This is a genomic window from Klebsiella michiganensis (assembly GCF_002925905.1).
In the GTDB taxonomy this organism is placed as follows: Bacteria; Pseudomonadota; Gammaproteobacteria; order Enterobacterales; family Enterobacteriaceae; genus Klebsiella; species Klebsiella michiganensis.
The window spans coordinates 54,672-77,118 of sequence record NZ_PRDB01000024.1 but is presented as its reverse complement, the minus strand read 5'-3'; the positions used below and the strand labels follow the sequence as shown (position 1 = coordinate 77,118).

Here is a 22,447-nt window from a genome sequence, read left to right as displayed (position 1 = left end):
ATGACATCCGCTCCCTGCGCGCCAAGGATTTCCGCCGGTAGCCTGGGGATGGGCAATCCGGCAGCCAGCTCCGGGCAGTGGGTGACCAGCCGCCCCTCGCTCTGCCAGCGAGACAGCGCGTTAGCCAGCCGGGCTTTGTGGCTGCCGTTATAGCGAACCTGAAAGCCCATCAGGCAGGCGCTAACCAAAATTTTGTCCTTCATCATTCATCCATAGCGATTTGTCTGCCCTATACCATAGCGCCAGTCAGACTAAATTACCCGCGTTCAGAAGCAGACAAAATAAGGATTGTGTTCTGCCGTTGAGATCGCTAACCTGAGGCTCCTTGTGTTGCCTGATATTCGCTCTGACATAAGGATCCTGCTATGAACTCCCCCCTGCGTATTGCCCTGGTTGGTGATTACAACCCTGATGTAGTTGCCCATAAAGCGATTCCCCTGGCAATTGATGATGCCGCCGCCGTACTGGAGCTGCCGCTGCGTTATGACTGGCTGGCCACCAGCGAAATAAAGTCCGCTGACGATCTCGCTGATTACGATGCTATCTGGGTGGTTCCCGCCAGCCCCTATAAAAACGCCGAAGGCGCGTTTATCGCTATACGCCACGCGCGGGAAAACAGCATTCCGTTCCTTGGCACCTGCGGAGGATTCCAGCACGCGATTATCGAATACGCGCGCAACGTTATGGGCTGGCGGGATGCCGCACATGCGGAAACCGATACCGAAGGCCGGATGGTTATCGCGCCGCTTAGCTGCTCGCTGGTAGAAAAGTCGGACAACATTGAACTGCGGGCCAATACGCTGATCTCTCGCGCCTATGGCCGCGACAGTATTGAAGAGGGTTACCACTGCAGCTACGGGATTGCCGACGATTTTGCCCGCGAGCTGGAGCAGGGCGACCTGCGGGTTACGGGCTGGGATGATGACGGTGAGATTCGGGCAGTAGAACTGGTGACGCATCCGTTCTTTGTCGCCACGCTATTTCAGCACGAGCGCAATGCGCTGGAAGGCAGACCTGCGCCGCTGGTTCACGCGTTTTTACGCGCGGCAAGTCAGTGAGCGAACGCCCGGCGGCGGTTGCCGGGCGTCGATATCGCTAGCCGTTGATCTCCCGATCGCGACCGGCCAGCGCGCCAAATACCGCCATCGCAACGGAAATCAGCGCCACGGCGATCAGCGGGATATGCCAGTCGCCGTTGGCATCATGAATTTTTCCCATCACCGGAGGCCCACAGGCGGCCAGCAGATAGCCCACCGCCTGCGCCATTCCCGACAGCGCGGCGGCCTGGTGCGCCGAGCTGGCGCGCAGCCCGATAAAGGTCAATCCCAGAATCATGGTCGCGCCGGAACCGAAGCCAAAGATAAGCGTCCACAGCACCGCCTGAGCGGGTAAAAACCATAAACCGAGCGCGCTGACTGCGCACATCAGGGCGACCAGAACCGCAATGCCGCGCTGATCTTTCAACCGATGCAGTATTAACGGGATCGCCAGCCCCGGCGCCGCGGTGGCGAGCTGGAGCAGCCCGTGCAGGGAGCCCGCCTGCGCTTCGCTGTAGCCTATGCTTTGCAAAATGGCGGGCAGCCAGCCGATGATGACGTAGTAGACCAGCGAGTTAATCCCGAGAAACAGCGTCACCTGCCAGGCCAGCGCCGAGCGCCAGATCCCGCGGTTGTGGATGGCGCCCGACCCCGTCAGCGGCGCGGTGACTTGCCTGCGCGCCTGCGGTAGCCAGATAAACAGCGCCAGCAGCGGAAATGCCATCAGCATCAACAGCGCGCCGCGCCAGCCCAGTCCGGCGAGCGCCAGCGGAACGACCATTGCCGAACCCAGCGCCGCCGCGCCCCCCATGGTGAGAGAGTAAGCGCCGGTCATTTTGGCGACGTGCTGCGAGAAGTCACGTTTGATCAGTCCGGGCAGCAGAACGTTTCCCAGGGCGATGCCGCAGCCGATAATCGCGGTTCCGATAAACAGCAGCGAGACGAAGGGCAGGGAGCGCAGACCCACGCCGAGGCAAATCAGGATCATCGCCAGCAGCAGGCTACGTTCAATGCCGAATCGGCGGGCGACACCCGCCGCCAGCGGCGAGACCAGGCCAAAGGCCAGCAGCGGCAGGGTGGTTAACAGACCGGTTTGCGCGGTGGTGAGGCCATATTCGCTGCGAATGGCATCAAGCAGCGGCGCGGCGCCGGTAAAGGTGACCCGCAAGGTGGTGGCGATAAGCAGAATACCGGTAATCAATAGCAGATTACGGCGGCTGGCAGAAGGTGAAACAGAATTCATGGCTATCTCAAACAAGAATACGTGGCGCTTACCATAGCCTGTTTGCCGCCTGTTTAAATCAAGCTAAAATGACAGATTATCGCTAAAATCGGACAATATCATGATCGGACTCGGCCTGGACGGCTACGACCCGGACAGCGGCCATGAAGCGGCGGCGGCTTTTCGTATTCAGGTGGTCGCGGACGAGCAGTACATTCCGCGCCATCATCACCGTAAAGGTCAACTCATCCTGGCGCTACACGGGGCGCTGACCTGCGAAGTGGAGAACGCGATGTGGATGGTGCCCCCGCAGTACGCGGTGTGGGTACCGGGACAGGTGCCGCACAGCAATCGCGCGACGCCGGAGGCGCAGGTCTGCTTTTTATTTATTGAACCCCACGCGGCGCCGATGCCGGATTTCTGCTGCACGCTAAAGATTTCGCCGCTGGTGCGCGAGCTTATCCTCGTTATGGCCGAGCGCGGCAGGGCCGAACTCGCTAAACCGGCAATGAACCGCCTGGTGCAGGTGCTGTTCGATGAACTCCCGCAGCAGCCGCAGGAGCACCTGCAGCTCCCGGTCTCCGGGCATCCAAAAATTCGTCAGATGGTGGACATGATGGCCGTCGACCCGGCCCGCTGGCAAACGCTGGCGCAGTGGGCGGCGGAGTTTGCCATGAGCGAACGCAATCTGGCGCGGCTGGTGGTGCGTGAGACGGGCTTAAGCTTTCGCCGCTGGCGACATCAGCTGCAGCTGATCCTCTCCCTGCAGATGCTGATCCGCGGGCAGACGGTACAGCAGACGGCGCAGAGCCTGGGCTATGACTCGACCACCGCCTTTATTACTATGTTTAAAAAGGGCCTCGGGCAAACCCCGGGGCGCTATCTTGCCAGCCTGGCTACGACTTCCCAATAAACAGCGAAATGATCCCGGCGGCGATCAGCGGGCCGACCGGGACGCCGCGGAAGAGGGCGACGCCGAGCACGGTGCCGACCAGCAGTCCGGCTACCAGCTGCGGCTGCGAGCCCATCAGCGCCACGCCGCGCCCGCCGAGCCAGGAAACAAAAACCCCCACGGCAATCGCCAGCAACGATTTCCAGTTCACGAAGGAGTGCAGCAGCGTAGAGGGCGGTAGCGTGCCGCTGGCAATGGGCGCCATCACGCCGATGGTGAGAATAATAATACCGATGGTCAGCCCTTGCTTTTCAATCCACGGAAAGAAGGCGTTGAGCGGGGTGACGCGGACGATAATTAATACCAGGATTGAAATAGCTACGGTGGTGTTATGGCTAATAAAGCCGAGCGCCGCCAGGCCCAGCAGTATTAACAGGGTGGTGTCGAGCATGTGCAGAGGTCCTTGCCAGAATATAAAAAAGAACAGCCCGTTTACTCTACGCATAATCGCGTAAGTAAACAGGTTTTTTATCGCAGACTCGCGATTTGAGGCATCTGCACGATCGATTTTCCCCCGCGGCACAATGCGCGCCCTGGCGCAGGAGAGGGAACAATCAGGCTTCGCGATGAAACGCGATCAGTTCCGGACGGGCAATACGCAGATAGTCGGCGGTATCAAGGATGATGGACTTATCAAGCTGCCCGGCGTTGAAGGCGATTTCCGGGAAGCGCTCAAACAGCAGCGGGTCGGCGACCAGGCGTAAAGAGGGGTGGAAGCTGAAAGGGGGAATGGCGCCAAAGACGCAGGCGGTCAGGGCGTCAACTTCCGCCGGACTGGCCAGAGAGGCTTTGCTGCCGCCGACGTATTCGGCCAGCCGGGCTAAATCCGCCTGCAGATCGGCGGCAAGGATAGCCAGAACGTGCTGATTAACCCCATGTCCTTTAATTTTACATACCAGCGCTTTTGCTCCCTGACCCAGCGCGGTGCCGCGGATCTTCGACACGGCTTCACACTTTCCGACGGCTTCATGTTCCACGACCCGGTAACGGGCGTGGTCGCGGTTAAGCAGCGCCAACAGCTGCTGATGAATACTCACTTTTACCGGCGCGTTCATGTCGTTTTTTTCCTTAAAAATAAAACCTCAAGATTAATCCTCTCGCCCCGGGTAAGCGTGTTTTTTTTGCTTTTTATTTTCGTACAGCCGGGCATCCGCGATTTTCATGACGTCGGCCAGGCTATCCCCCGGCGCCATGCTGCAGGCCCCCCATGAGAAATTAACGCGCTGGTTAATGTCAATTTCCTTCAGGTGCTGGCGAATACGCTCGGGTATATTTTTCGCCTCCTGTTCCTCATAATCGATCAGTATCAGGAAGAACTCATCGCCGCCCAGCCGGATGCCGTAATCGCTTTTACGTATGGCGGCGGAAATGGACTGGGCGAGCAGCACGATGGCGCGGTCGCCTTCATCGTGTCCCCAGGTGTCATTAAGGTATTTTAGCCGGTCGCAGTCCAGCGCCATAAACACGATATTCACGCCTTGCTCGGTGAGCTTTTGCATACGCGATTCCAGCAGCGAGGAGAGAATTTTTCGGTTGTACAGACCGGTTAAAGAATCACTAATGTTTTCTTTAAAAACGTCGGTATACAGGCGAAAGTGCATGCGTACCAGGTGCAGCAGAACGCCGGTAGATATCAGGTAAAACAAAAATAGCTTCCAGGAGCTAAGCAGAAAATAGGACATATCCAGCGACAGCGAAATGTGCAGGTTTTCCGCCACCTGCTGGCTATGGTGGGCGTAGCTGAAAAAATGCGTGTTGCTGCGGTGAACGCGGATTTCAGACGTTGAGTCCGAGTCCGTTAAGGTGATGTCGAGATAGCGCCAGACCAGGGGGCGGTCGGTGGTATAGAGCAGCTTCTCAATATCGTGACGAGTGACGTCCACCATCACAATGCCCTTCAGCCGATCCCGATGATAGACCGGGGTTAAGAACGACAAAATATTCTGTCCGGTTAGCGCGTCAGCATAGATACTGGAAATTAGCGTACGCCCGCGAAGTAAACCGTTAAGACTGAACTGAGTGATGCCCAGTTTACTGTCGTGAAGAAAGTTCCAGTTATCAACGGGGCTGCTATTTATCTCAATCGGCGAATAGAAATACGCGTATTTATTGTCTAAATCGAGGTAATAGCGGAAGCGTTTATCGGATTTGAAGGTTGCCGAATTCAGCGCGGCGATAATATCGCTTTGGGCTATCGCGGCATCAAAAGCCTGCAGCGCCGGGAGATCGTTAATCCACGGCTCGCACGAAGGCTGGGTGGTACTGAGCGTACCGTGAAGCCCGGGGAAGGTATGCCCGGCGATATTGAGCCCGTATACGTTGCCATTGGTCTGCACGCCAGCGCAGGCCTGTTGGGCCTTTTCGGCAGTGGGGTGCGTATCCAGCTTTCGCGAGACCTGGGAGATAACCAACTGATTTTGATATTTATCGTACAGAAAGGCGGATTCGCCCTTCTCGACGATGTAGCGCATGTATTCCGACATATCCCGATGGCTGGCGACTAATTCATACACCAGAAATGAAGATGTCAGGACAACCACCCCCGCAGAAATGAAATGACGGAGTAATTTATTCTGTAATTTCATGATGATAATTTCGCCAGCACAATTAAGACAATTCTACCATGTGCGGCGCAGGGACGCCACGTTCGGTGGCAGGCAGACTGTTTATCTATCCAGTGCCGGAATCGGGCACCACCGCGCGGCAATGAAAATAAATAGTTTATTAAATATGAGGGCGCTAATGAATATTGCTGTCGTAAATATCCTGCAAAATCCATTTTTCACTCATTTTATCCTCAATGAAATATGCTGCAATGACGCTGCTATGGCTATCCTGGTGCAGCTAAAAATGAAATAATGTTAATTATCAAGCGAACTTTTCTTATTTTTACCAGTCCTTAGCAGGGTTACAGGCAGTACTATTGAAAGCGGCAATGAGGTTATCATGATGGAAAACGCAGCGGTGCAGGGAACCCCTCGAAAGTTTAAAAAAATAAGGGCGCTAAACAGGCGTCGAAATTATTTTTTTAAGAAAATACGCAATGATCTGCGAGTCTATATCGCTAAAGCGTTCTGGGATAGTCGCGCGCGCCGCGAAGCTGATTTAACCTCCGCGAAAACGGTGCTGTTAATGCGTAATGAAGGTGCGATCGGCGATGTAGTTGTTGATTCAGCGCTGGTTAAATGTCTTCACGAGGCGGGAATGACCGTTGACTTTCTGTTGACCAAATCCAATAGTCAGGTCATGCGCTATAATCCTCGCATTCGCCATATCTATGAGGCCGAGAATGTTGACTCGGCGGATTATTTGCACAAATTTACCCATAACGTTCCTCAGTCAGTTATTACTGAGCTTGCGAATAATAAGTACGATATTGTAATCGACCCGTCGTTGTTTGATATTCCGGTACACAGGATGCTGTTGTTACGACAGATAAAGCCCAGAGCGGTACTGGGTTTCAATAAGTGGCCTTCTATTAAACACTACAGCAAGTCTTTTGATTTTGACTGTGAAAACTGGCACGTCAGTAAGACATTTTCTTTTATCGCTGATTATCTGCAGCTGGATAAAAAATCTCTGCAATCTTATGATCTGCATATACCACAGGATATCTGCCAGCAGGTTCGTGATTATCTGGCGGCGCTCAACGGGCGTAACGTGGTGATTAATATTTTTGCCGGGCATCAGGACCGCAGCATGTCGCAGGCGCAGCTGGCAACGCTTCTGGCCAGGCTGTGTGAGGATTATCCGGACGTCAATATCATATTGCTCGATCATCGCAATGAAATCCGGATCCCCCTGCCGGAGAAGGTCTGCGTGAATCCGTTTAAAACGCTGCACCACTGCATGGCGCTTATCGCCGAGGCCGACTTAGTTATCTCGCCGGATACCTCGGTGGTCCATATGGCGGCGGCGTGGAAAAAACCGCTTATCGCGGTCTACAAAGATGTGCGGATGAATAATCGACTCTGGGCTCCGGGGTACGACAACGCGCGGCAGATTATCGTTAAATGCGGCAAGGTATACCAGCTGGAGAGCTTGCCCGACCTGATAATGTCGGAGATTGATCCCGTCACCCTGCAACAGGCGCGAGCCGGGTAAGGTGGGGTAAAAAAACAGCCAGCGTCTGTGCTGGCTGTCCGGAAAGGCTTAACCGTCCGCTTTTGAGGTTTGCTTATGAAACAGTTCACGGAACACCGGATAAATATCTTCCGGGTCGCGAATATGCTGCATAGCAAAGTTTTCGAAGGTTGACTGCAGGTGTTCATATTCCCGCCACAGCGTCTGATGCGCGCGCCGGGTTATCTCGATATAGCTATAGTAGCGCACCACGGGCAGGATTTTCTTCGCCAGCAGTTCGTGACACAGCGGTGAATCGTCCGCCCAGTTATCGCCATCCGAAGCCTGCGCGGCGTAGATATTCCACTGCGCCGGGTCATAGCGCTCTTTGACCACTTCATCCATCAGCTTCAGGGCGCTGGAGACAATGGTGCCGCCGGTTTCCTGCGAATAAAAGAATTCGTGTTCGTCGACCTCTTTCGCCTGCGTATGGTGGCGGATATAAACCACATCAACGTTTTTATAGGTCCGGCTGAGGAACAGATACAGCAGGATGTAAAAGCGTTTTGCCATGTCCTTTGTCGCCTGGTCCATGGAGCCGGAAACGTCCATCAGGCAGAACATCACCGCCTGACTTGACGGTTCTGGCCGTTTTTCGTAGTTCTTGTAACGCAGATCGAAAGTGTCAATGAACGGCACGCGGTCAATTTTCGCCCGCAGTTCGGCTATCTCTTTACGCAGCCGCTCCTCTTCCAGCAGCTGCGCCGGTTCGCTTTTGCTAATGGTGTCCAGGTCTTCTTCCAGCGCGTGCAGTTCCCGGCGTTTACCGGCGGTCATCGCCGTGCGGCGCGCCAGCGAGTTTTGCAGCGAGCGAACGACGCTGATGTTAGCGGGCACACCGTTAGCGGTATAGCCCGCGCGATGGGTTTTATATTCCGTCAGCTGACGCTGCTGGTTTTTTTTCAGGTTCGGCAGGGCGAGATCTTCAAAGAGCAGATCGAGATATTCGTCTTTCGAAATCTGAAAAACAAACTCATCCTGGCCTTCGCCGTCGGCGCTGGCCTGGCCCTGACCGCTGCCTCCACCGCCTCCGCCGCCCTGAGGGCGCTCAATGCGGTCATTCTGTACGAAGTGATCGTTACCCGGGTGTACGCGATTGCGCAGGCCGCCGCGCCCCTGATGAAACATCGGTTCGTTAATATCGTCCGTTGGGATGGAGACGGACTCTCCGCTCTGAATATCGGTCACCGAGCGCTTGTTTATGGCCTCGGAGATCGACTGTTTTATCTGCGCTTTATAGCGGCGCAGAAAGCGCTGCCGGTTGACGGCGCTTTTATTTTTCCCGTTCAGGCGTCGGTCTATGAACCAGGTCATATGCCCTCCTGTACTGCATTTGCCAACTTATGCCCCGGCCATTCAGGCGCCGAAATATGCCTGGCGCTGAATGTCATTGGGTCTTCGCAGTTATTATTAGCCCGGCAGCCGCTGCCTGCCGGGCTGGTCTATCAGGATGATTTACGTACCCGCAGATACCATTCGCACAGCAGGCGAACCTGCTTGCGGGTATAGCCTTTCTCCATCATGCGGTCGACAAAGTCATCGTGTTTTTTCTGCTCATCGGTTGACGTTTTGGTGTTGAAGGAAATCACCGGCAACAGCTCTTCGGTATTGGAGAACATTTTCTTCTCGATAACCGTGCGCAGTTTCTCGTAGCTGGTCCAGTTTGGATTACGCCCGCTGTTGTGCGCTCTGGCGCGCAGCACGAAGTTGACTATTTCATTACGGAAGTCTTTCGGGTTGCTGATCCCGGCGGGCTTCTCGATTTTCTCCAGTTCCGCATTCAGCGACTCGCGGTCAAACAGCTGGCCGGTATCCGGGTCGCGATACTCCTGATCCTGAATCCAGAAGTCAGCGTAGGTGACATAACGGTCAAAAATGTTCTGCCCGTACTCCGAGTAGGATTCAAGGTAGGCGGTCTGGATCTCTTTACCGATAAACTCGGCGTATTTCGGGATCAGATAGCCTTTGAGGAACTCAAGGTAACGCTCTGACTGCTCCTGCGGGAACTGCTCGCGCTCGATCTGCTGCTCGAGGACGTAGAACAGATGCACCGGGTTGGCGGCGACTTCGGCATGGTCAAAGTTAAATACCCGCGACAGGATTTTGAACGCGAAGCGGGTAGACAGGCCGTTCATCCCTTCATCAACGCCGGCATAATCGCGATACTCCTGATAGGATTTCGCTTTCGGGTCGGTGTCTTTCAGGCTTTCGCCGTCATAGACGCGCATTTTTGAATAAATACTCGAGTTTTCCGGCTCTTTCAGGCGCGACAGAATGGAGAAGCGCGACAGCGTTTCCAGCGTGCCCGGCGCGCACGGCGCATGGGTCAGCTCGCTGTTGTTAAGCAGTTTTTCATAGATACGGATCTCTTCCGAGATACGCAGGCAATAAGGCACCTTGACGATATACACGCGGTCGAGGAAGGCCTCATTGTTTTTGTTATTACGGAAGGTCACCCATTCCGATTCGTTGGAGTGGGCGAGGATAATCCCGTTGAACGGCAGGGCGGAGATCCCTTCGGTACCGTTATAGTTGCCTTCCTGCGTCGCGGTCAGCAGCGGATGCAGCACCTTGATAGGCGCTTTAAACATCTCGACGAACTCCATCAGCCCCTGGTTGGCGCGGCACAGAGCGCCGGAGTAGCCGTAGGCATCCGGGTCATTCTGCGCGTAGTGTTCCAGTTTACGGATATCGACTTTACCGACCAGCGCCGAGATGTCCTGGTTGTTTTCGTCACCGGGCTCGGTTTTGGCGATGGCAATCTGCGCCAGGATTGACGGCCACACTTTCACCACGCGGAATTTCGTGATGTCGCCGCCGAATTCATGCAGACGCTTGGCCGCCCACGGCGACATAATCGTCCCCAGATAGCGGTTTGGAATGCCGTACTCTTTTTCGAGGATTTGCGCATCCTCCTGCGGGTTAAACAGACACAGCGGATGGTCGTTGACCGGGCTGCGCTCACCGTTTGCGCTGAGCACATAGATAGGGACGCGCTGCATCAAGGACTTCAGGCGTTCGGCAAGCGATGATTTACCGCCGCCCACGGGGCCCAGCAGATACAGAATCTGTTTCTTCTCTTCCAGCCCCTGAGCGGCGTGTTTTAAGTAAGAAACAATTTGCTCGATGGCATCTTCCATACCGTAAAACTCTTCAAAGGCCGGGTAGCGCGCGACGACCCGGTTTGAAAAGAGACGGGATAGCCTGGGTTCGAGGGCCGTATCGACCATGACCGGCTCACCGATGGCCATCAGCAATCTTTCTGCTGCGTTAGCATAAGCACTGCGATCTTGCCGACAGATGGTAAGAAACTCCTGCAGTGTGAACTCTTCGTCCTTGGCAGCTTCATAGCGCTGGCGATAGTGATCGAATATATTCATGGCATGCCGTCCTTTCGTTTTTAGCACAGGTTGAGAGCCGTTCATATGAATAGTGGGAGCCCCCGGAAGAGGTAAGCTGCACAGCGCTCTCTGAATCTCCAGCAACCCTTATGCCAGGTTGGCGAAGTCTCGGGATAACGTGCCCCGCATTTACTTCTTCTAAATTAAAGCGTAGATGCATTTGGAAAACTTGCATGGCGCAGAAAATCAATTTCAATGACTTATCAACAACTCATCCGGAAAAGCAGCGTCTCATTCGCACTTCGGGTTTCGCCGCGTCATGACGCTGTCATTCAGCTGTCAGCGGGTGGTCATCTGATGATGAGAATCTGGTGAATTCAGTGTAATGACTGGTAAAGAATTTGAGGCATGACGTATACAACGTTAAACTGCCTGCGCTAATAATTTGACAACAGGAATATGGATCGTGACTAAAATCAAACTTCTGGCACTTGGTGTGTTGATTGCGACTTCAGCATCCGCCGTACACGCTGAAGGGAAGTTCACTTTAGGGGCGGGTGTAGGCGTCGTTGAACATCCGTACAAGCAATATGATGCTGATGTTTACCCGGTGCCGGTGATTAATTACGAGAGCGATAACTTCTGGTTCCGCGGCCTGGGCGGTGGCCTCTACCTGTGGAATGATACCAACGATAAGCTCTCCGTGACCGCCTACTGGTCGCCGATGTACTTTAAGCCAGGCGACAGCGATAGCGAGCAGATGCGCCGTCTGGATAAACGTAAGTCCACGGTGATGGCAGGGCTTTCCTACGAACACTATACGCAGTACGGTTTCCTGCGCACCGCGCTGTCGGGGGACACCCTCGATAACAGCAACGGTATCGTGTGGGATCTGGCCTGGCTGTATCGCTATACCAACGGCAACCTGACGCTTACGCCGGGTATTGGCGTGGAGTGGAACAGCGACAACCAGAACGAGTACTACTACGGTGTTTCGAAGCATGAATCGAATCGCAGCGGCATGCGCAGCTACGATCCGGACAGCAGCTGGAACCCGTACCTCGAGCTGTCGGCTAACTATCGTTTCCTCGGCGACTGGAGCGTATACGGCGTGGCGCGTTATACCCGCCTGTCTGACGAAATTACCGATAGCCCGATGGTGGACAAATCCTGGAGCGGGCTGATTTCAACCGGGATCACTTACTCCTTCTGATAGTGCATTATTACAGTGCAATTTGTGCATCAAAACAGGGCGTAAAGCCCTGTTTTGCATTACGGTGGTGCAATCAAACACAGGAGTATGTCATGGCAGAAAGGACCATCCGTTTTGGCGAGCATTCAGCGGTTCCGCTCATAGGGCAGGGGACCTGGTTCATGGGCGAAAACCCGGCTCTGCGCGCGCAGGAGTCTGCTGCACTACGCGCGGGCATCGATCTTGGCCTGACGGTGATCGATACGGCGGAAATGTACGCCGACGGCGGCGCCGAAGAGGTTGTCGGCGAGGCCATTCGCGGGCAGCGCGAGCGCGTGGTGCTGGTGTCTAAAGTCTATCCGTGGAATGCTGGCGGTCGCAAAATAGCCAGCGCCTGCGAGGAGAGCCTGCGCCGCCTCAATACCGACTATCTGGATCTCTACCTGCTGCATTGGCGCGGGGACTATTTATTGCAGGAGACGGTTGCGGGCATGGACGCGCTCGTTGCGCAGGGAAAAATTCGCCGCTGGGGCGTATCAAACCTCGATTACGATGATATGCAGGAACTCTGGCAGGCGGACGGCGGCGAACAGTGCGCGACCAATCAGGTGCTCTACCATCTGGCCTCCCGCGGTATTGAACATGACCTGCTGCCGTGGTGCCAGCAGCAGCGGCTGCCGGTGATGGCATATTGTCCGCTGGCTCAGGCCGGTCGACTGCGCAATGGACTTTTAAATCATACCGTTGTGAAAAATATTGCGCAGGCGCGGGGCGTAACCGCGGCGCAGATTCTGCTGGCGTGGGTGATTAGCCACCGGGGCGTAATGGCGATCCCGAAAGCGTCAAGCATTGAGCATGTCAGGCAAAATGCCGCGGTGCTGGATATTGTGCTGAACGGTGAGGAGCTTGCGCTTCTGGATAACGCCTACCCGGCGCCGGCCAGAAAAACGCCGCTGGATATGGTCTGAACAAGCGTTAAAGAAAAGCCCCGACTTCACGGGGCTTCAGCCGTCATCCGGCAGATATGGCGCACACGCGGTTAACCCGTGGGCCAAGCTTCCTGGCGTTAGCGTTTCACCACGCGAAGGGTTTGCGTCAGGCGCGAAGGTTTCTCTTCGCTGGCCTTCTGCGTTTCGGTCACGCAGCAGGTTTCTACACAAACGAAGGTCTTGTAACCATCATCCGGCATGTCGCCCATGCTGACGGAAAACGCCGGGCCCGGGTTCCAGGCCACTACGTTGCTGTTGTGATGATGCGTAACGTCGATGTTGCGGTTCAGCGCATCGTCATGAATCACGCTGCAGGTTTCGGCATTCAGATAGACGCGGTCGGTACGATCGGGAAAAGTCTCTGTGCCGTTGCTTAATACGCCTTCTTCCGCGTTTTTCACTTTATCAATATAACGGTCGCCCAGACCGCTGACCTTCACTGCCGCAATGTCGCCGACGTTGAAATAGGTATGCAGGGCAGACGTGGTTTCAAATTCGCCGTGCGCCTCCAGCTCAATTTCGCAGGTTTTGCCCAGCTTAAAGCGCGCCAGCAGGGTGAACTCGTGCGGCCAGTACTGGCGGGTGGCGTCGCTGCTTTTCAGTGCAAAGGTCAGCACCACGCCGTTGTCGTCTTCATCGTGCCCTTTCAGGGCCCACGGCAGGTTGCGGGCGAAGCCGTGGGAGGGCAGGCCCTGCTGAGCAGAAGGACCAAACCACGGCCAGCAAATCGGCACGCCGCCGCGCAAGGCAACGCCGTTTTTAAATGGGGTGTTGCCGCTGAGCCACAGGATTTCTTCTTCGCCAGCGGGCTTCCAGGAGAGCAGGTGAGCGCCCTGGAAAGCCACGGACGCTTTCACCTGCGGATGGTCAACGACGATCAGCTCCAGGTCATCAAGCTGGCGGCGGGAAAGTACAGGGGTAAGCTGTTCGATAACCGGGAGGGCAAAAATTTTATTAATCATTACGCAATCCTTTATCTTCAGACAAAAAAAAGAGCGACCGAAGTCGCTCTTACAGATTACTGTCTCATCTCAACTTATTTGGAGATGTGAGCAATCAGGTCCAGAACCTTGTTGGAGTAACCAGTTTCGTTATCGTACCAGGAAACCAGTTTCACAAAGTTGTCGTTCAGAGCGATACCCGCTTTGGCGTCGAATACGGAAGTGCAGATTTCACCGTTGAAATCGGTGGATACCACGTCGTCTTCGGTGTAGCCCAGAACGCCTTTCATTGCGCCTTCGGAAGCAGCTTTGATTGCTTTCTTAATTTCTTCATAAGAAGCAGCTTTTTCCAGACGAACGGTCAGGTCAACAACGGATACGTTCGGAGTCGGAACGCGGAACGCCATACCGGTCAGTTTGCCATTCAGTTCTGGCAGAACTTTACCTACAGCTTTAGCAGCGCCGGTAGAGGACGGGATGATGTTCTGAGCTGCGCCGCGGCCGCCGCGCCAGTCTTTGTGAGACGGGCCATCAACGGTTTTCTGAGTCGCGGTGGTTGCGTGAACGGTAGTCATCAGACCTTCGATGATGCCGAAGTTGTCGTTGATAACTTTTGCCAGCGGAGCCAGGCAGTTGGTGGTGCAGGATGCGTTGGAAACGATGTCCTGGCCTTCGTATTTGTCAAAGTTAGCGCCTTTAACAAACATCGGAGTGTTGTCTTTGGACGGGCCAGTCAGTACGACTTTTTTCGCGCCAGCGGTGATGTGTTTACGAGCGGTTTCGTCGGTCAGGAAGATACCGGTTGCTTCAGCAACAACGTCAACACCCACTTCGTCCCACTTCAGGTTAGCCGGGTCACGCTCAGCGGTAACACGGATTTTTTTACCGTTAACGATCAGATGACCGTCTTTCACTTCAACGGTACCGTTGAAACGGCCGTGAGTGGAGTCATACTTCAGCATGTAAGCCATGTAGTCAGCGTCTAACAGGTCGTTGATTGCAACGATCTCGATGTCAGAACGTTCCTGAGCAGCACGGAAAACAATGCGACCGATACGGCCAAAACCGTTGATACCTACTTTGATAGTCATATATTCCACCAGCTATTTGTTAGTGAATAAAAGGTTGCCTGTAAAATTACAAAAACCTTACGCAGCGTCAAGCGGAATCGTGTCAATCATTGCGACAAATCAATCCAGAGCATGCCTTTGCGCGGTCGATTTATCCCACTTTCCCTTTGAGCCCAATTCCATATGGGGGCTGCGCCCGGAATTTTAAAGGTCACTGAAGATAAAAATGTGATATTCATCACAATTGTGTGGCTGCCTTTTGGCGTCGCCTAAGTTTAGAACAAAAGTGCACGCTTCATTGTTAATATTTTGTTAGAATTGACATGAAAAGTTGTCCTTTCACAGCGAGAAGCAAGCCAATGTCGAATAAACCCTCTTCGGACGAGCTCAAAAAAAATTTGAGCGAGATGCAGTTTTACGTGACGCAGAATCACGGTACTGAACCGCCGTTCACCGGGCGGTTGCTCCACAACAAACGCGATGGCGTCTACCACTGCCTGGTGTGCGATGCCGCGCTGTTTCACTCGCAAACCAAGTATGATTCCGGCTGCGGCTGGCCAAGCTTTTATGAGCCCGTCAGCGATGACGCTATCCGCTACCTTAATGATTACTCCCACGGTATGCAGCGCACGGAAATTCGCTGCGGAAACTGCGATGCTCACCTTGGGCACGTATTCCCGGATGGTCCACAGCCTACCGGAGAGCGTTTTTGTGTTAATTCGGCCTCATTAAGCTTCACCAATGATGAAAACGGTGAGCAAATTAAGGGTTGAAAAAACGATTCAGCAAATTATTCCAAACGGGGTTGGCGGAAGATGGAAATTGAGCGGATTATTGACGGTATGACGCCGGAAGTTTATCAGCGCCTGGCGACGGCGGTTGAGCTGGGTAAATGGCCGGACGGCGTGGCGTTGACTGACGAACAGAAAGAGAACTGTCTGCAGCTGGTGATGCTCTGGCAGGCGCGATACAACGTTGACGCGCAGCATATGACCATCGATACCAACGGGCAGATGGTGATGAAGAGTAAACAGCAGCTGAAAGTTGACTTCGGCATTACGCCGCAGCCTATCGCGACCTTTAAATCCTGAGGCTGAAAAGGCCTGCGTCAGCCCGGCTAACTCCGCGCCGGGCTCTGAGGCATCACAACGTTACTTCTTGTTCATCATCGCTTTAAGATCGGCGAAGGGGTTATATTTCGCTTCGCCGACGCTTTTCTGCGCATCTTCGCCAGCAACCACCGTCGAGCCATACAGATCGGCTTCGGTGTATTTTGAGTGCTCATGATCGTGACAGTACAGGCACAGCATCTCCCAGTTGCTACCATCTTCCGGGTTATTGGAGTGGTCGTGGTCAATATGGTGTACCGTCAGTTCACGCAGGTTTGAATAGACAAACTCTCGCGAGCAGCGTCCGCAGACCCAGGGGAAGAGCTTCAGCGCTTTTTCGCGGTAACCGACTTCCAGACGGGCGTAGTTTTTCGGGATATAAGCCATAATACCCATGCCTTTTGTTGCAAATGAAAAGCTGCGCCGGAGCCGGCGCAGCGGAATGGGGTTATCATAACCTATTGTGCTGGCGCTGACACCGCGCAGATCAGCGTTTGATCCCCAATGACTCGGCCAGCTGTTTCGCTAACTGATTCTGGTCATCGGCGCCGTACTCCCAGAACATCGCGCCACCCAGCCCCTTGCTCTTGATGTAGTCAGCTTTGATGGCCACCGAGCGCGGGTTCTCATACGAAAGCGCAAAGAGGGCTTGACCGTCGGCGGACTGCACCGACAGCCACGGTACCTTCGCTTCATCATCCCAATGCTGAGTAAAGCGCTTCTGCGGATCGTTGATTAACTTCGCCACGATATCGTTATATTTCACATAGGTGTCTTTGGTCAGATCGACGCCCAGCGATTCGAACAGCTCAATCTGTTGAGCCGCAAAGTAGGGGCGGGTGGCCGGGTTTTTCTGCGCGTCCGGCTTGCTCCAGTCAATACCCGGCTCGACGGCGCGTTTGGGTATCCGGCCATAGAAACCAATCCCCAGGTTCATCTGGCTCGGCTTTAGACCGGCGGCAAGGTAGTTGTTCACTATAAAGTCCGCGCTGTACTTATCCGCTTCGGCGACCGTCGGCCAGCGGGTTGAATCATACAGGTTGGAATTGAAGTACTGGGTACCGTAGGCCAGGTCGTAGGTCATCAGGTTGATGTAGTCGAGCGATGGCGCAATGGCTTTGACGTCCACCCAGCTTTTTGGGCTCTCCGCGTTGGCGCCTACGGCGATGGTCACCAGTTTTTTATTACCGACCGCCGCGCGCAGCTCTTTCAGCAGGGCGGTAAAATTATCGCGATCGGCCGGTTGGCTGGCGACCAGCCCCCACGCGCCGTTGACCGGATACTCCCAGTCCAGATCGATCCCATCGAGACCGTATTTTTCAATAATCGCCTGAGCGGACTGAATAAACACCGCCCGGGTTTCCTTCGTCGCCGCCGCGCCGGAGAATCCGCGCGCTCCCCAGCCGCCGACGGAAAGCAAGACTTTCAGGTTCGGGTTCTGCTGGCGCAAGCGGGGGATTTTCTGTAAATCAGCCTGCACTTTCGGCGACAGCCAAATTTGATGCAGCTTGCTCGGATCTTTCAGGGCGGCGTTGGTTTCGTCTTTTTCATCGTTGTAAACCAGACCAAACGAGTAGTTGAGATGGGTAATCTGGCGTACGTCCAGTTTATCAATATCGCCGCCTGGACCGGCAGTGACGTCGCCGCCGCCGTTAAAGTAGCCGACGGACATCAGTGAGTTAGCGGAAACAACGCTCGCGCAGAGCAGGGGTAAAGCTGCCAGTAAAGGCAAAAGTTTCATAGCGGATCCTCTTTGACTTAAAAGTGACATTGAAAAGCAAACACGCCACGGAAATGGCGTGGCGAAAAAAACAGCTCGTGCAGCCTAGCATCTTCCGCTGCGCAAAAATGCGAAGCGGTTCACGGCTGCATTAGCGAAGCGGTAGTGAGACGACGTCCTTTTCTTCACTTCAATCATCTCCCTCGACGAATTTTACCGTATTTGTGATCTGAGTTGTGAAATGCAGATCAATATCTGTGTTTTAAAGATTTAATATTGACCTCAAAGATTCTGTGGTTAAGTATGGCCTTCACTGATGCAAAATCATTAAACAAAGGAAAACGCAATGAAAGCACTGGCAAGATTTGGTAAGGCCTTTGGCGGCTATAAGATGATTGATGTTCCGGAGCCGGCGTGCGGACCGGATGACGTGGTGATTGAAATCAAAGCCGCCGCCATCTGTGGCGCGGATATGAAACACTACAACGTGGACAGCGGCTCCGGTGAATTTAACTCCATTCGCGGTCACGAATTTGCCGGTGCAATTGTCCGGGTTGGCGAAAAGGTCAAGGACTGGAAGGTCGGCCAGCGGGTGGTTTCTGACAACAGCGGGCACGTCTGCAGCGTGTGTCCGGCCTGCGAACAGGGCGATTTTCTGTGTTGTACAGAAAAAGTGAATTTAGGCCTGGACAACAATACCTGGGGCGGCGGATTTTCGAAATACTGCCTGGTGCCGGGGGAGATCCTCAAAATTCATCGCCACGCGCTGTGGGAAATCCCGCCGGGCGTTGATTACGAAGAAGCTGCGGTGCTGGATCCTATCTGTAATGCCTATAAATCGCTCGCCCAACAATCCAGGTTTCTTCCCGGTCAGGACGTGGTGGTTTTCGGTACCGGTCCATTAGGGCTATTTGCCGTACAGATGGCGCGCATTATGGGGGCCGTTAATATCGTGATGGTCGGTCTGGAAGAGGACGTCGCGGTGCGTTTCCCTGTTGCCAAAGCGCTCGGGGCAACGGCGGTCGTCAACGGTTCATCCGAAGATGTGGTCGCCCGCTGCCAGGCAATCTGCGGCAAAGATAATCTGGGGTTGGTTATCGAATGTTCCGGCGCCAATATCGCTCTCAAACAATCCATTGAAATGCTGCGCCCCAACGGTGAAGTGGTACGCGTAGGTATGGGCTTCAAACCGCTGGACTTCTCCATCAACGATATCACCGCGTGGAACAAAAGCATCATCGGGCATATGGCCTATGACTCTACGTCCTGGCGCAACGCCATTCGCCTGCTCGCCAGCGGCGCTATCAAAGTCAAACCAATGATCACGCACCGCATTGGCCTGTCGCAATGGCGCGAAGGGTTTGACGCCATGGTCGATAAAACCGCCATCAAAGTCATCATGACTTACGACTTTGATGAATAACCCCCGTGATAAAAGGAACGTTATCCGATGGAACAGATAGCAAAACCGCACTGCGGCGCCAGGCTGGATCGCCTGCCTGACTGCCGCTGGCACTCTTCAATGTTTGCCATGGTCGCTTTCGGATTACTGGTCTGCTGGAGTAATGCCGTTGGTGGATTAATTCTCGCGCAGTTAAAAGAGCTCGGCTGGACCGACAATTCGACTACCGCCACGTTCTCCGCCATTACCACGGCAGGTATGTTTCTCGGCGCGCTCGGCGGCGGCATCATCGGCGATAAAATTGGGCGTAAAAACGCGTTTATTTTGTATGAAGCGATTCATATTATCGCCATGGTCATTGGGGCGTTTTCCCCGAATATGAGCTTCCTTATTGCCTGTCGTTTTGTCATGGGCGTGGGATTAGGCGCGCTGCTGGTGACCTTATTTGCCGGTTTCACCGAATATATGCCCGGCAGAAATCGCGGAACATGGTCCAGTCGGGTCTCGTTTATCGGTAACTGGTCTTATCCGCTCTGTTCGCTGATCGCGATGGCATTAACGCCGCTAATTAGCGCGGAATGGAACTGGCGCGTGCAGCTGTTGATCCCGGCCGCGTTGTCGCAGATAGCTACCGTGATTGCCTGGCGCAGTTTCCCTGAGTCCCCCGCTGGCTGGAGTCGCGCGGGCGCTATGCGGAAGCTGAGGAGATAATGCGGGCCATTGAAGGGCGGGTGGCTCGGCAGACGGGCAAGTCGCTGCCGCCGGTAGTTATCGATGATGATGGTAAACCGCCGCGCGCCGTTCCTTATTCGGCCTTATTAACGGGCGCATTGCTGAAACGGGTTATTTTAGGCTCCTTCGTGCTGATAGCCATGAACGTCGTCCAGTACACCTTAATTAACTGGCTACCGACGATATTTATGACCCAGGGTATTAATCTGAAAGACTCTATTGTCTTAAATACCATGAGTATGTTCGGCGCGCCGTTCGGGATTTTTATCGCCATGCTGGTGATGGATAAAATTCCCAGAAAGACGATGGGTGTAGGTCTGTTAGTGTTAATTGCCGCGCTGGGATATATCTATTCGCTGCAAACCAGCATGCTGCTGATTACGTTAATTGGCTTCTTCCTGATTACGTTTGTCTATATGTACGTCTGTTACGCCTCGGCGGTTTATGTTCCGGAAATATGGCCGACTGAAGCGAAGCTTCGCGGGTCGGGTCTCGCGAACGCGGTGGGGCGAATCAGCGGTATCGCCGCGCCTTATGCGGTGGCGGTACTGCTTAACGGCTATGGCGTAACCGGGGTGTTTGTGCTGCTGGGGGCCGTCTCCATTATTGTCGCTATCGCTATTGCAACCATCGGAATTGAAACCAAAGGCGTCTCTGTCGAAAGTCTCGGTATTGATGCAGTTACCAGCAAATAATATTGACGGGAAATAAAATGAAAAATTCAAAAGCGATATTAAAAACACCGGGCACGATGAAAATTATCGCTGCCGATATCCCGGTACCCAAAGAACATGAAGTGCTGATCAAAATTGAATACGTCGGAATTTGCGGTTCAGATGTCCACGGTTTTGAGTCGGGGCCCTTTATTCCGCCGAAAGACCCTAATCAGGAAATTGGTCTGGGACACGAATGCGCCGGTACGGTGGTGGCCGTAGGCAAGCGCGTAAGCAAATTTAAGCCGGGCGACCGGGTGAATATTGAACCCGGCGTGCCGTGCGGCCACTGCTGCTACTGCCTGGAAGGAAAATACAATATCTGTCCCGACGTCGACTTTATGGCCACGCAGCCAAATTATCGCGGCGCGCTAACCCACTATTTATGCCATCCGGAGAGCTTCACTTACAAACTGCCCGATAACATGGACACCCTTGAAGGCGCTTTGGTGGAGCCTGCGGCGGTTGGCATGCATGCCGCAATGCTTGCGAACGTCAAGCCGGGCAAGAAAATCGTCATACTTGGCGCAGGCTGTATTGGCTTAATGACCCTGCAGGCATGCCTTTGCCTGGGGGCAAGCGACATCGCGGTGGTTGATGTGCTGGAAAAACGCCTTGCCATGGCCGAACAACTCGGAGCCAAAGTCGTTATCAACGGCGCGAAAGAGGACACCGTTGGGCGTTGCCAGCAGTTCTCCGGCGATATGGGGGCCGATGTTGTTTTTGAAACGGCCGGGTCTGCCATCACCGTTAAGCAGGCTCCTTACCTGGTGATGCGCGGAGGAAAAATCATGATCGTCGGTACGGTTCCCGGTGATTCAGCCATCAATTTCCTCAAAATTAACCGTGAGGTCTCGATTCAGACCGTCTTCCGCTATGCCAACCGCTATCCGGTCACCATAGAAGCGATCTCCTCCGGGCGTTTCGATGTGAAATCGATGGTGACGCATATTTATGATTTTGAGGATGTTCAGCGCGCGTTTGATGAATCCGTTAATAACAAACGCGAGATTATTAAAGGCGTTATTAAAGTTAACCATTAATGTATTGCAAAGGGAGAAACAACCATGCTGGCAGATATTAAATATTGGGAAAGCGATGCCCAGAATAAACATTATGCGATTGCCCACTTTAACGTGTGGAATGCGGAAATGCTGATGGGAGTTATTGATGCAGCGGAAGAGGCTAAGTCGCCGGTGATTATCTCTTTCGGTACCGGATTTGTGGGCAATACCTCGTTTGAAGATTTTTCGCATATGATGGTTTCGATGGCCAAAAAGGCGTCGGTTCCGGTGATTGCTCACTGGGACCACGGGCGCAGCATGGAGATAATCCACAACGCCTGGGTCCACGGCATGAATTCGCTGATGCGCGACGCTTCAGCCTTTGATTTTGAAGAGAACATTCGCCTGACCAAAGAGGCGGTGGATTTCTTCCATCCGCTGGGTATTCCGGTTGAGGCGGAGCTGGGGCATGTGGGGAATGAAACGGTCTACGAAGAAGCGCTGGCGGACTATCACTATACCGACCCGGATCAGGCGGCGGAGTTCGTCGAGCGTACCGGCTGCGATTCGCTGGCGGTGGCGATTGGCAACCAGCACGGCGTCTATACCTCAGAACCGAAATTGAATTTTGATGTAGTGAAACGCGTGCGCGAGGCGGTATCCGTTCCGCTGGTGCTACACGGCGCGTCCGGCATTAGCGACGCGGATATTAAGCAGGCCATTTCGTTAGGTATTTCGAAGATTAACATCCATACCGAACTGTGCCAGGCGGCGATGGCGGCGGTACAGGAGAACCACAATCAGCCGTTCCTGCACGTAGAACGTGAAGTTCGCAAAGCGGTGAAAGCGCGCGCGCTGGAGAAGATCAAACTGTTTGGTTCTGACGGGAAAACGGAATGAC

21 protein-coding genes and 1 pseudogene are annotated in these 22,447 nt (G+C 54.1%); 11 read left to right on the top strand and 11 right to left on the bottom strand.

All coding sequences use genetic code 11. The features are described from left to right. The coding region (locus CDA56_RS28285) for a 2-thiouracil desulfurase family protein (protein ID WP_139536116.1) at positions 1–203 on the bottom strand (203 nt) is incomplete at its 3' end. Between the two features lie 162 nt (positions 204–365). Between CDA56_RS28285 and CDA56_RS28280 the strand changes: the two genes are divergently transcribed. Further along, on the top strand, positions 366–1,058 hold the full coding sequence (locus CDA56_RS28280) for a CTP synthase C-terminal region-related (seleno)protein (RefSeq protein WP_032749536.1): 693 nt from the start codon (positions 366–368) through the stop codon (positions 1,056–1,058). Between the two features lie 37 nt (positions 1,059–1,095). Here CDA56_RS28280 and CDA56_RS28275 read toward each other — a convergent pair whose 3' ends face one another. Beyond that, positions 1,096–2,280 (bottom strand): CynX/NimT family MFS transporter, encoded by a 1,185-nt coding sequence (locus CDA56_RS28275; RefSeq protein WP_064358723.1) that lies wholly within the window; start codon positions 2,278–2,280, stop codon positions 1,096–1,098. A 97-nt stretch (positions 2,281–2,377) separates the two neighbouring features. Here CDA56_RS28275 and CDA56_RS28270 point away from each other — a divergent pair, with 97 nt between their 5' ends. Further along, positions 2,378–3,172, top strand: coding sequence for an AraC family transcriptional regulator (locus tag CDA56_RS28270; protein ID WP_162557342.1), 795 nt, complete (start codon positions 2,378–2,380; stop codon positions 3,170–3,172). On the opposite strand, the gene CDA56_RS28265 is transcribed toward CDA56_RS28270, so the two are convergent. From CDA56_RS28265 to dgcJ, 3 genes are all read right to left on the bottom strand, one after another. Beyond that, positions 3,156–3,602 (bottom strand): DUF441 domain-containing protein, encoded by a 447-nt coding sequence (locus CDA56_RS28265; RefSeq protein ID WP_004138309.1) that lies wholly within the window; start codon positions 3,600–3,602, stop codon positions 3,156–3,158. The genes CDA56_RS28270 and CDA56_RS28265 overlap by 17 nt on opposite strands. Before the next feature lie 163 nt (positions 3,603–3,765). Next, positions 3,766–4,266 (bottom strand): YbaK/prolyl-tRNA synthetase associated domain-containing protein, encoded by a 501-nt coding sequence (locus CDA56_RS28260; protein ID WP_004850011.1) that lies wholly within the window; start codon positions 4,264–4,266, stop codon positions 3,766–3,768. 33 nt (positions 4,267–4,299) lie between these two features. Next, a complete protein-coding gene (dgcJ, locus tag CDA56_RS28255; protein WP_048261684.1) occupies positions 4,300–5,796 on the bottom strand; it encodes a diguanylate cyclase DgcJ in 1,497 nt (498 codons plus the stop codon). Between the two features lie 361 nt (positions 5,797–6,157). On the opposite strand from dgcJ, the gene CDA56_RS28245 reads away from it, so the two are divergent. Then, positions 6,158–7,315, top strand: coding sequence for a glycosyltransferase family 9 protein (locus CDA56_RS28245; protein WP_004850015.1), 1,158 nt, complete (start codon positions 6,158–6,160; stop codon positions 7,313–7,315). 48 nt (positions 7,316–7,363) lie between these two features. On the opposite strand, the gene CDA56_RS28240 is transcribed toward CDA56_RS28245, so the two are convergent. Both CDA56_RS28240 and yeaG read right to left on the bottom strand, forming a co-directional pair. Then, on the bottom strand, positions 7,364–8,647 hold the full coding sequence (locus tag CDA56_RS28240) for a YeaH/YhbH family protein (RefSeq protein WP_004138302.1): 1,284 nt from the start codon (positions 8,645–8,647) through the stop codon (positions 7,364–7,366). Between the two features lie 131 nt (positions 8,648–8,778). Continuing rightward, the gene (gene yeaG / locus CDA56_RS28235; protein WP_004121478.1) at positions 8,779–10,713 is read right to left on the bottom strand and encodes a protein kinase YeaG; all 1,935 of its coding nucleotides are present in this window, start codon (positions 10,711–10,713) and stop codon (positions 8,779–8,781) included. Between the two features lie 427 nt (positions 10,714–11,140). Here yeaG and CDA56_RS28230 point away from each other — a divergent pair, with 427 nt between their 5' ends. Continuing rightward, a complete protein-coding gene (locus tag CDA56_RS28230) occupies positions 11,141–11,887 on the top strand; it encodes a MipA/OmpV family protein (RefSeq protein WP_004850021.1) in 747 nt (248 codons plus the stop codon). 92 nt (positions 11,888–11,979) lie between these two features. Beyond that, positions 11,980–12,834 carry an aldo/keto reductase gene (locus CDA56_RS28225; protein ID WP_103814033.1) on the top strand — a complete coding sequence of 285 codons (855 nt, stop codon included), beginning with the start codon at positions 11,980–11,982 and terminating at the stop codon, positions 12,832–12,834. Positions 12,835–12,932: 98 nt separating this feature from the next. Here CDA56_RS28225 and CDA56_RS28220 read toward each other — a convergent pair whose 3' ends face one another. Both CDA56_RS28220 and gapA read right to left on the bottom strand, forming a co-directional pair. Further along, positions 12,933–13,817: a D-hexose-6-phosphate mutarotase gene (locus CDA56_RS28220; protein WP_103814035.1), complete on the bottom strand. Its 885-nt coding sequence runs from the start codon at positions 13,815–13,817 to the stop codon at positions 12,933–12,935. A gap of 74 nt (positions 13,818–13,891) precedes the next feature. Further along, complete coding sequence (gene gapA / locus CDA56_RS28215) at positions 13,892–14,887, bottom strand: glyceraldehyde-3-phosphate dehydrogenase (protein ID WP_004138295.1); 996 nt, start codon at positions 14,885–14,887, stop codon at positions 13,892–13,894. A 338-nt stretch (positions 14,888–15,225) separates the two neighbouring features. Here gapA and msrB point away from each other — a divergent pair, with 338 nt between their 5' ends. Further along, positions 15,226–15,639 carry a peptide-methionine (R)-S-oxide reductase MsrB gene (gene msrB, locus CDA56_RS28205; protein ID WP_004121465.1) on the top strand — a complete coding sequence of 138 codons (414 nt, stop codon included), beginning with the start codon at positions 15,226–15,228 and terminating at the stop codon, positions 15,637–15,639. 42 nt (positions 15,640–15,681) lie between these two features. Then, positions 15,682–15,957: a YeaC family protein gene (locus CDA56_RS28200; protein WP_004850031.1), complete on the top strand. Its 276-nt coding sequence runs from the start codon at positions 15,682–15,684 to the stop codon at positions 15,955–15,957. A 60-nt stretch (positions 15,958–16,017) separates the two neighbouring features. On the opposite strand, the gene yajD is transcribed toward CDA56_RS28200, so the two are convergent. Next, positions 16,018–16,362, bottom strand: coding sequence for an HNH nuclease YajD (gene yajD, locus CDA56_RS28195; protein ID WP_004138290.1), 345 nt, complete (start codon positions 16,360–16,362; stop codon positions 16,018–16,020). 100 nt (positions 16,363–16,462) lie between these two features. Further along, positions 16,463–17,716: a chitinase ChiD gene (gene chiD, locus CDA56_RS28190; RefSeq protein WP_057173619.1), complete on the bottom strand. Its 1,254-nt coding sequence runs from the start codon at positions 17,714–17,716 to the stop codon at positions 16,463–16,465. 325 nt (positions 17,717–18,041) lie between these two features. Here chiD and CDA56_RS28185 point away from each other — a divergent pair, with 325 nt between their 5' ends. The 4 genes and pseudogenes from CDA56_RS28185 (at position 18,042) to CDA56_RS28170 (ending at position 22,446) form a co-directional block, all read left to right on the top strand. Continuing rightward, positions 18,042–19,118, top strand: coding sequence for a zinc-binding dehydrogenase (locus tag CDA56_RS28185; protein WP_104011496.1), 1,077 nt, complete (start codon positions 18,042–18,044; stop codon positions 19,116–19,118). 27 nt (positions 19,119–19,145) lie between these two features. After that, a pseudogene (locus CDA56_RS28180) lies at positions 19,146–20,524 on the top strand (MFS transporter). A gap of 17 nt (positions 20,525–20,541) precedes the next feature. Continuing rightward, complete coding sequence (locus CDA56_RS28175) at positions 20,542–21,585, top strand: NAD(P)-dependent alcohol dehydrogenase (RefSeq protein WP_103814039.1); 1,044 nt, start codon at positions 20,542–20,544, stop codon at positions 21,583–21,585. A gap of 24 nt (positions 21,586–21,609) precedes the next feature. Then, entirely contained in the window at positions 21,610–22,446 is an 837-nt protein-coding gene (locus CDA56_RS28170) for a ketose-bisphosphate aldolase (protein ID WP_103814041.1), read from the top strand. Position 22,447 lies beyond the last annotated feature (1 nt).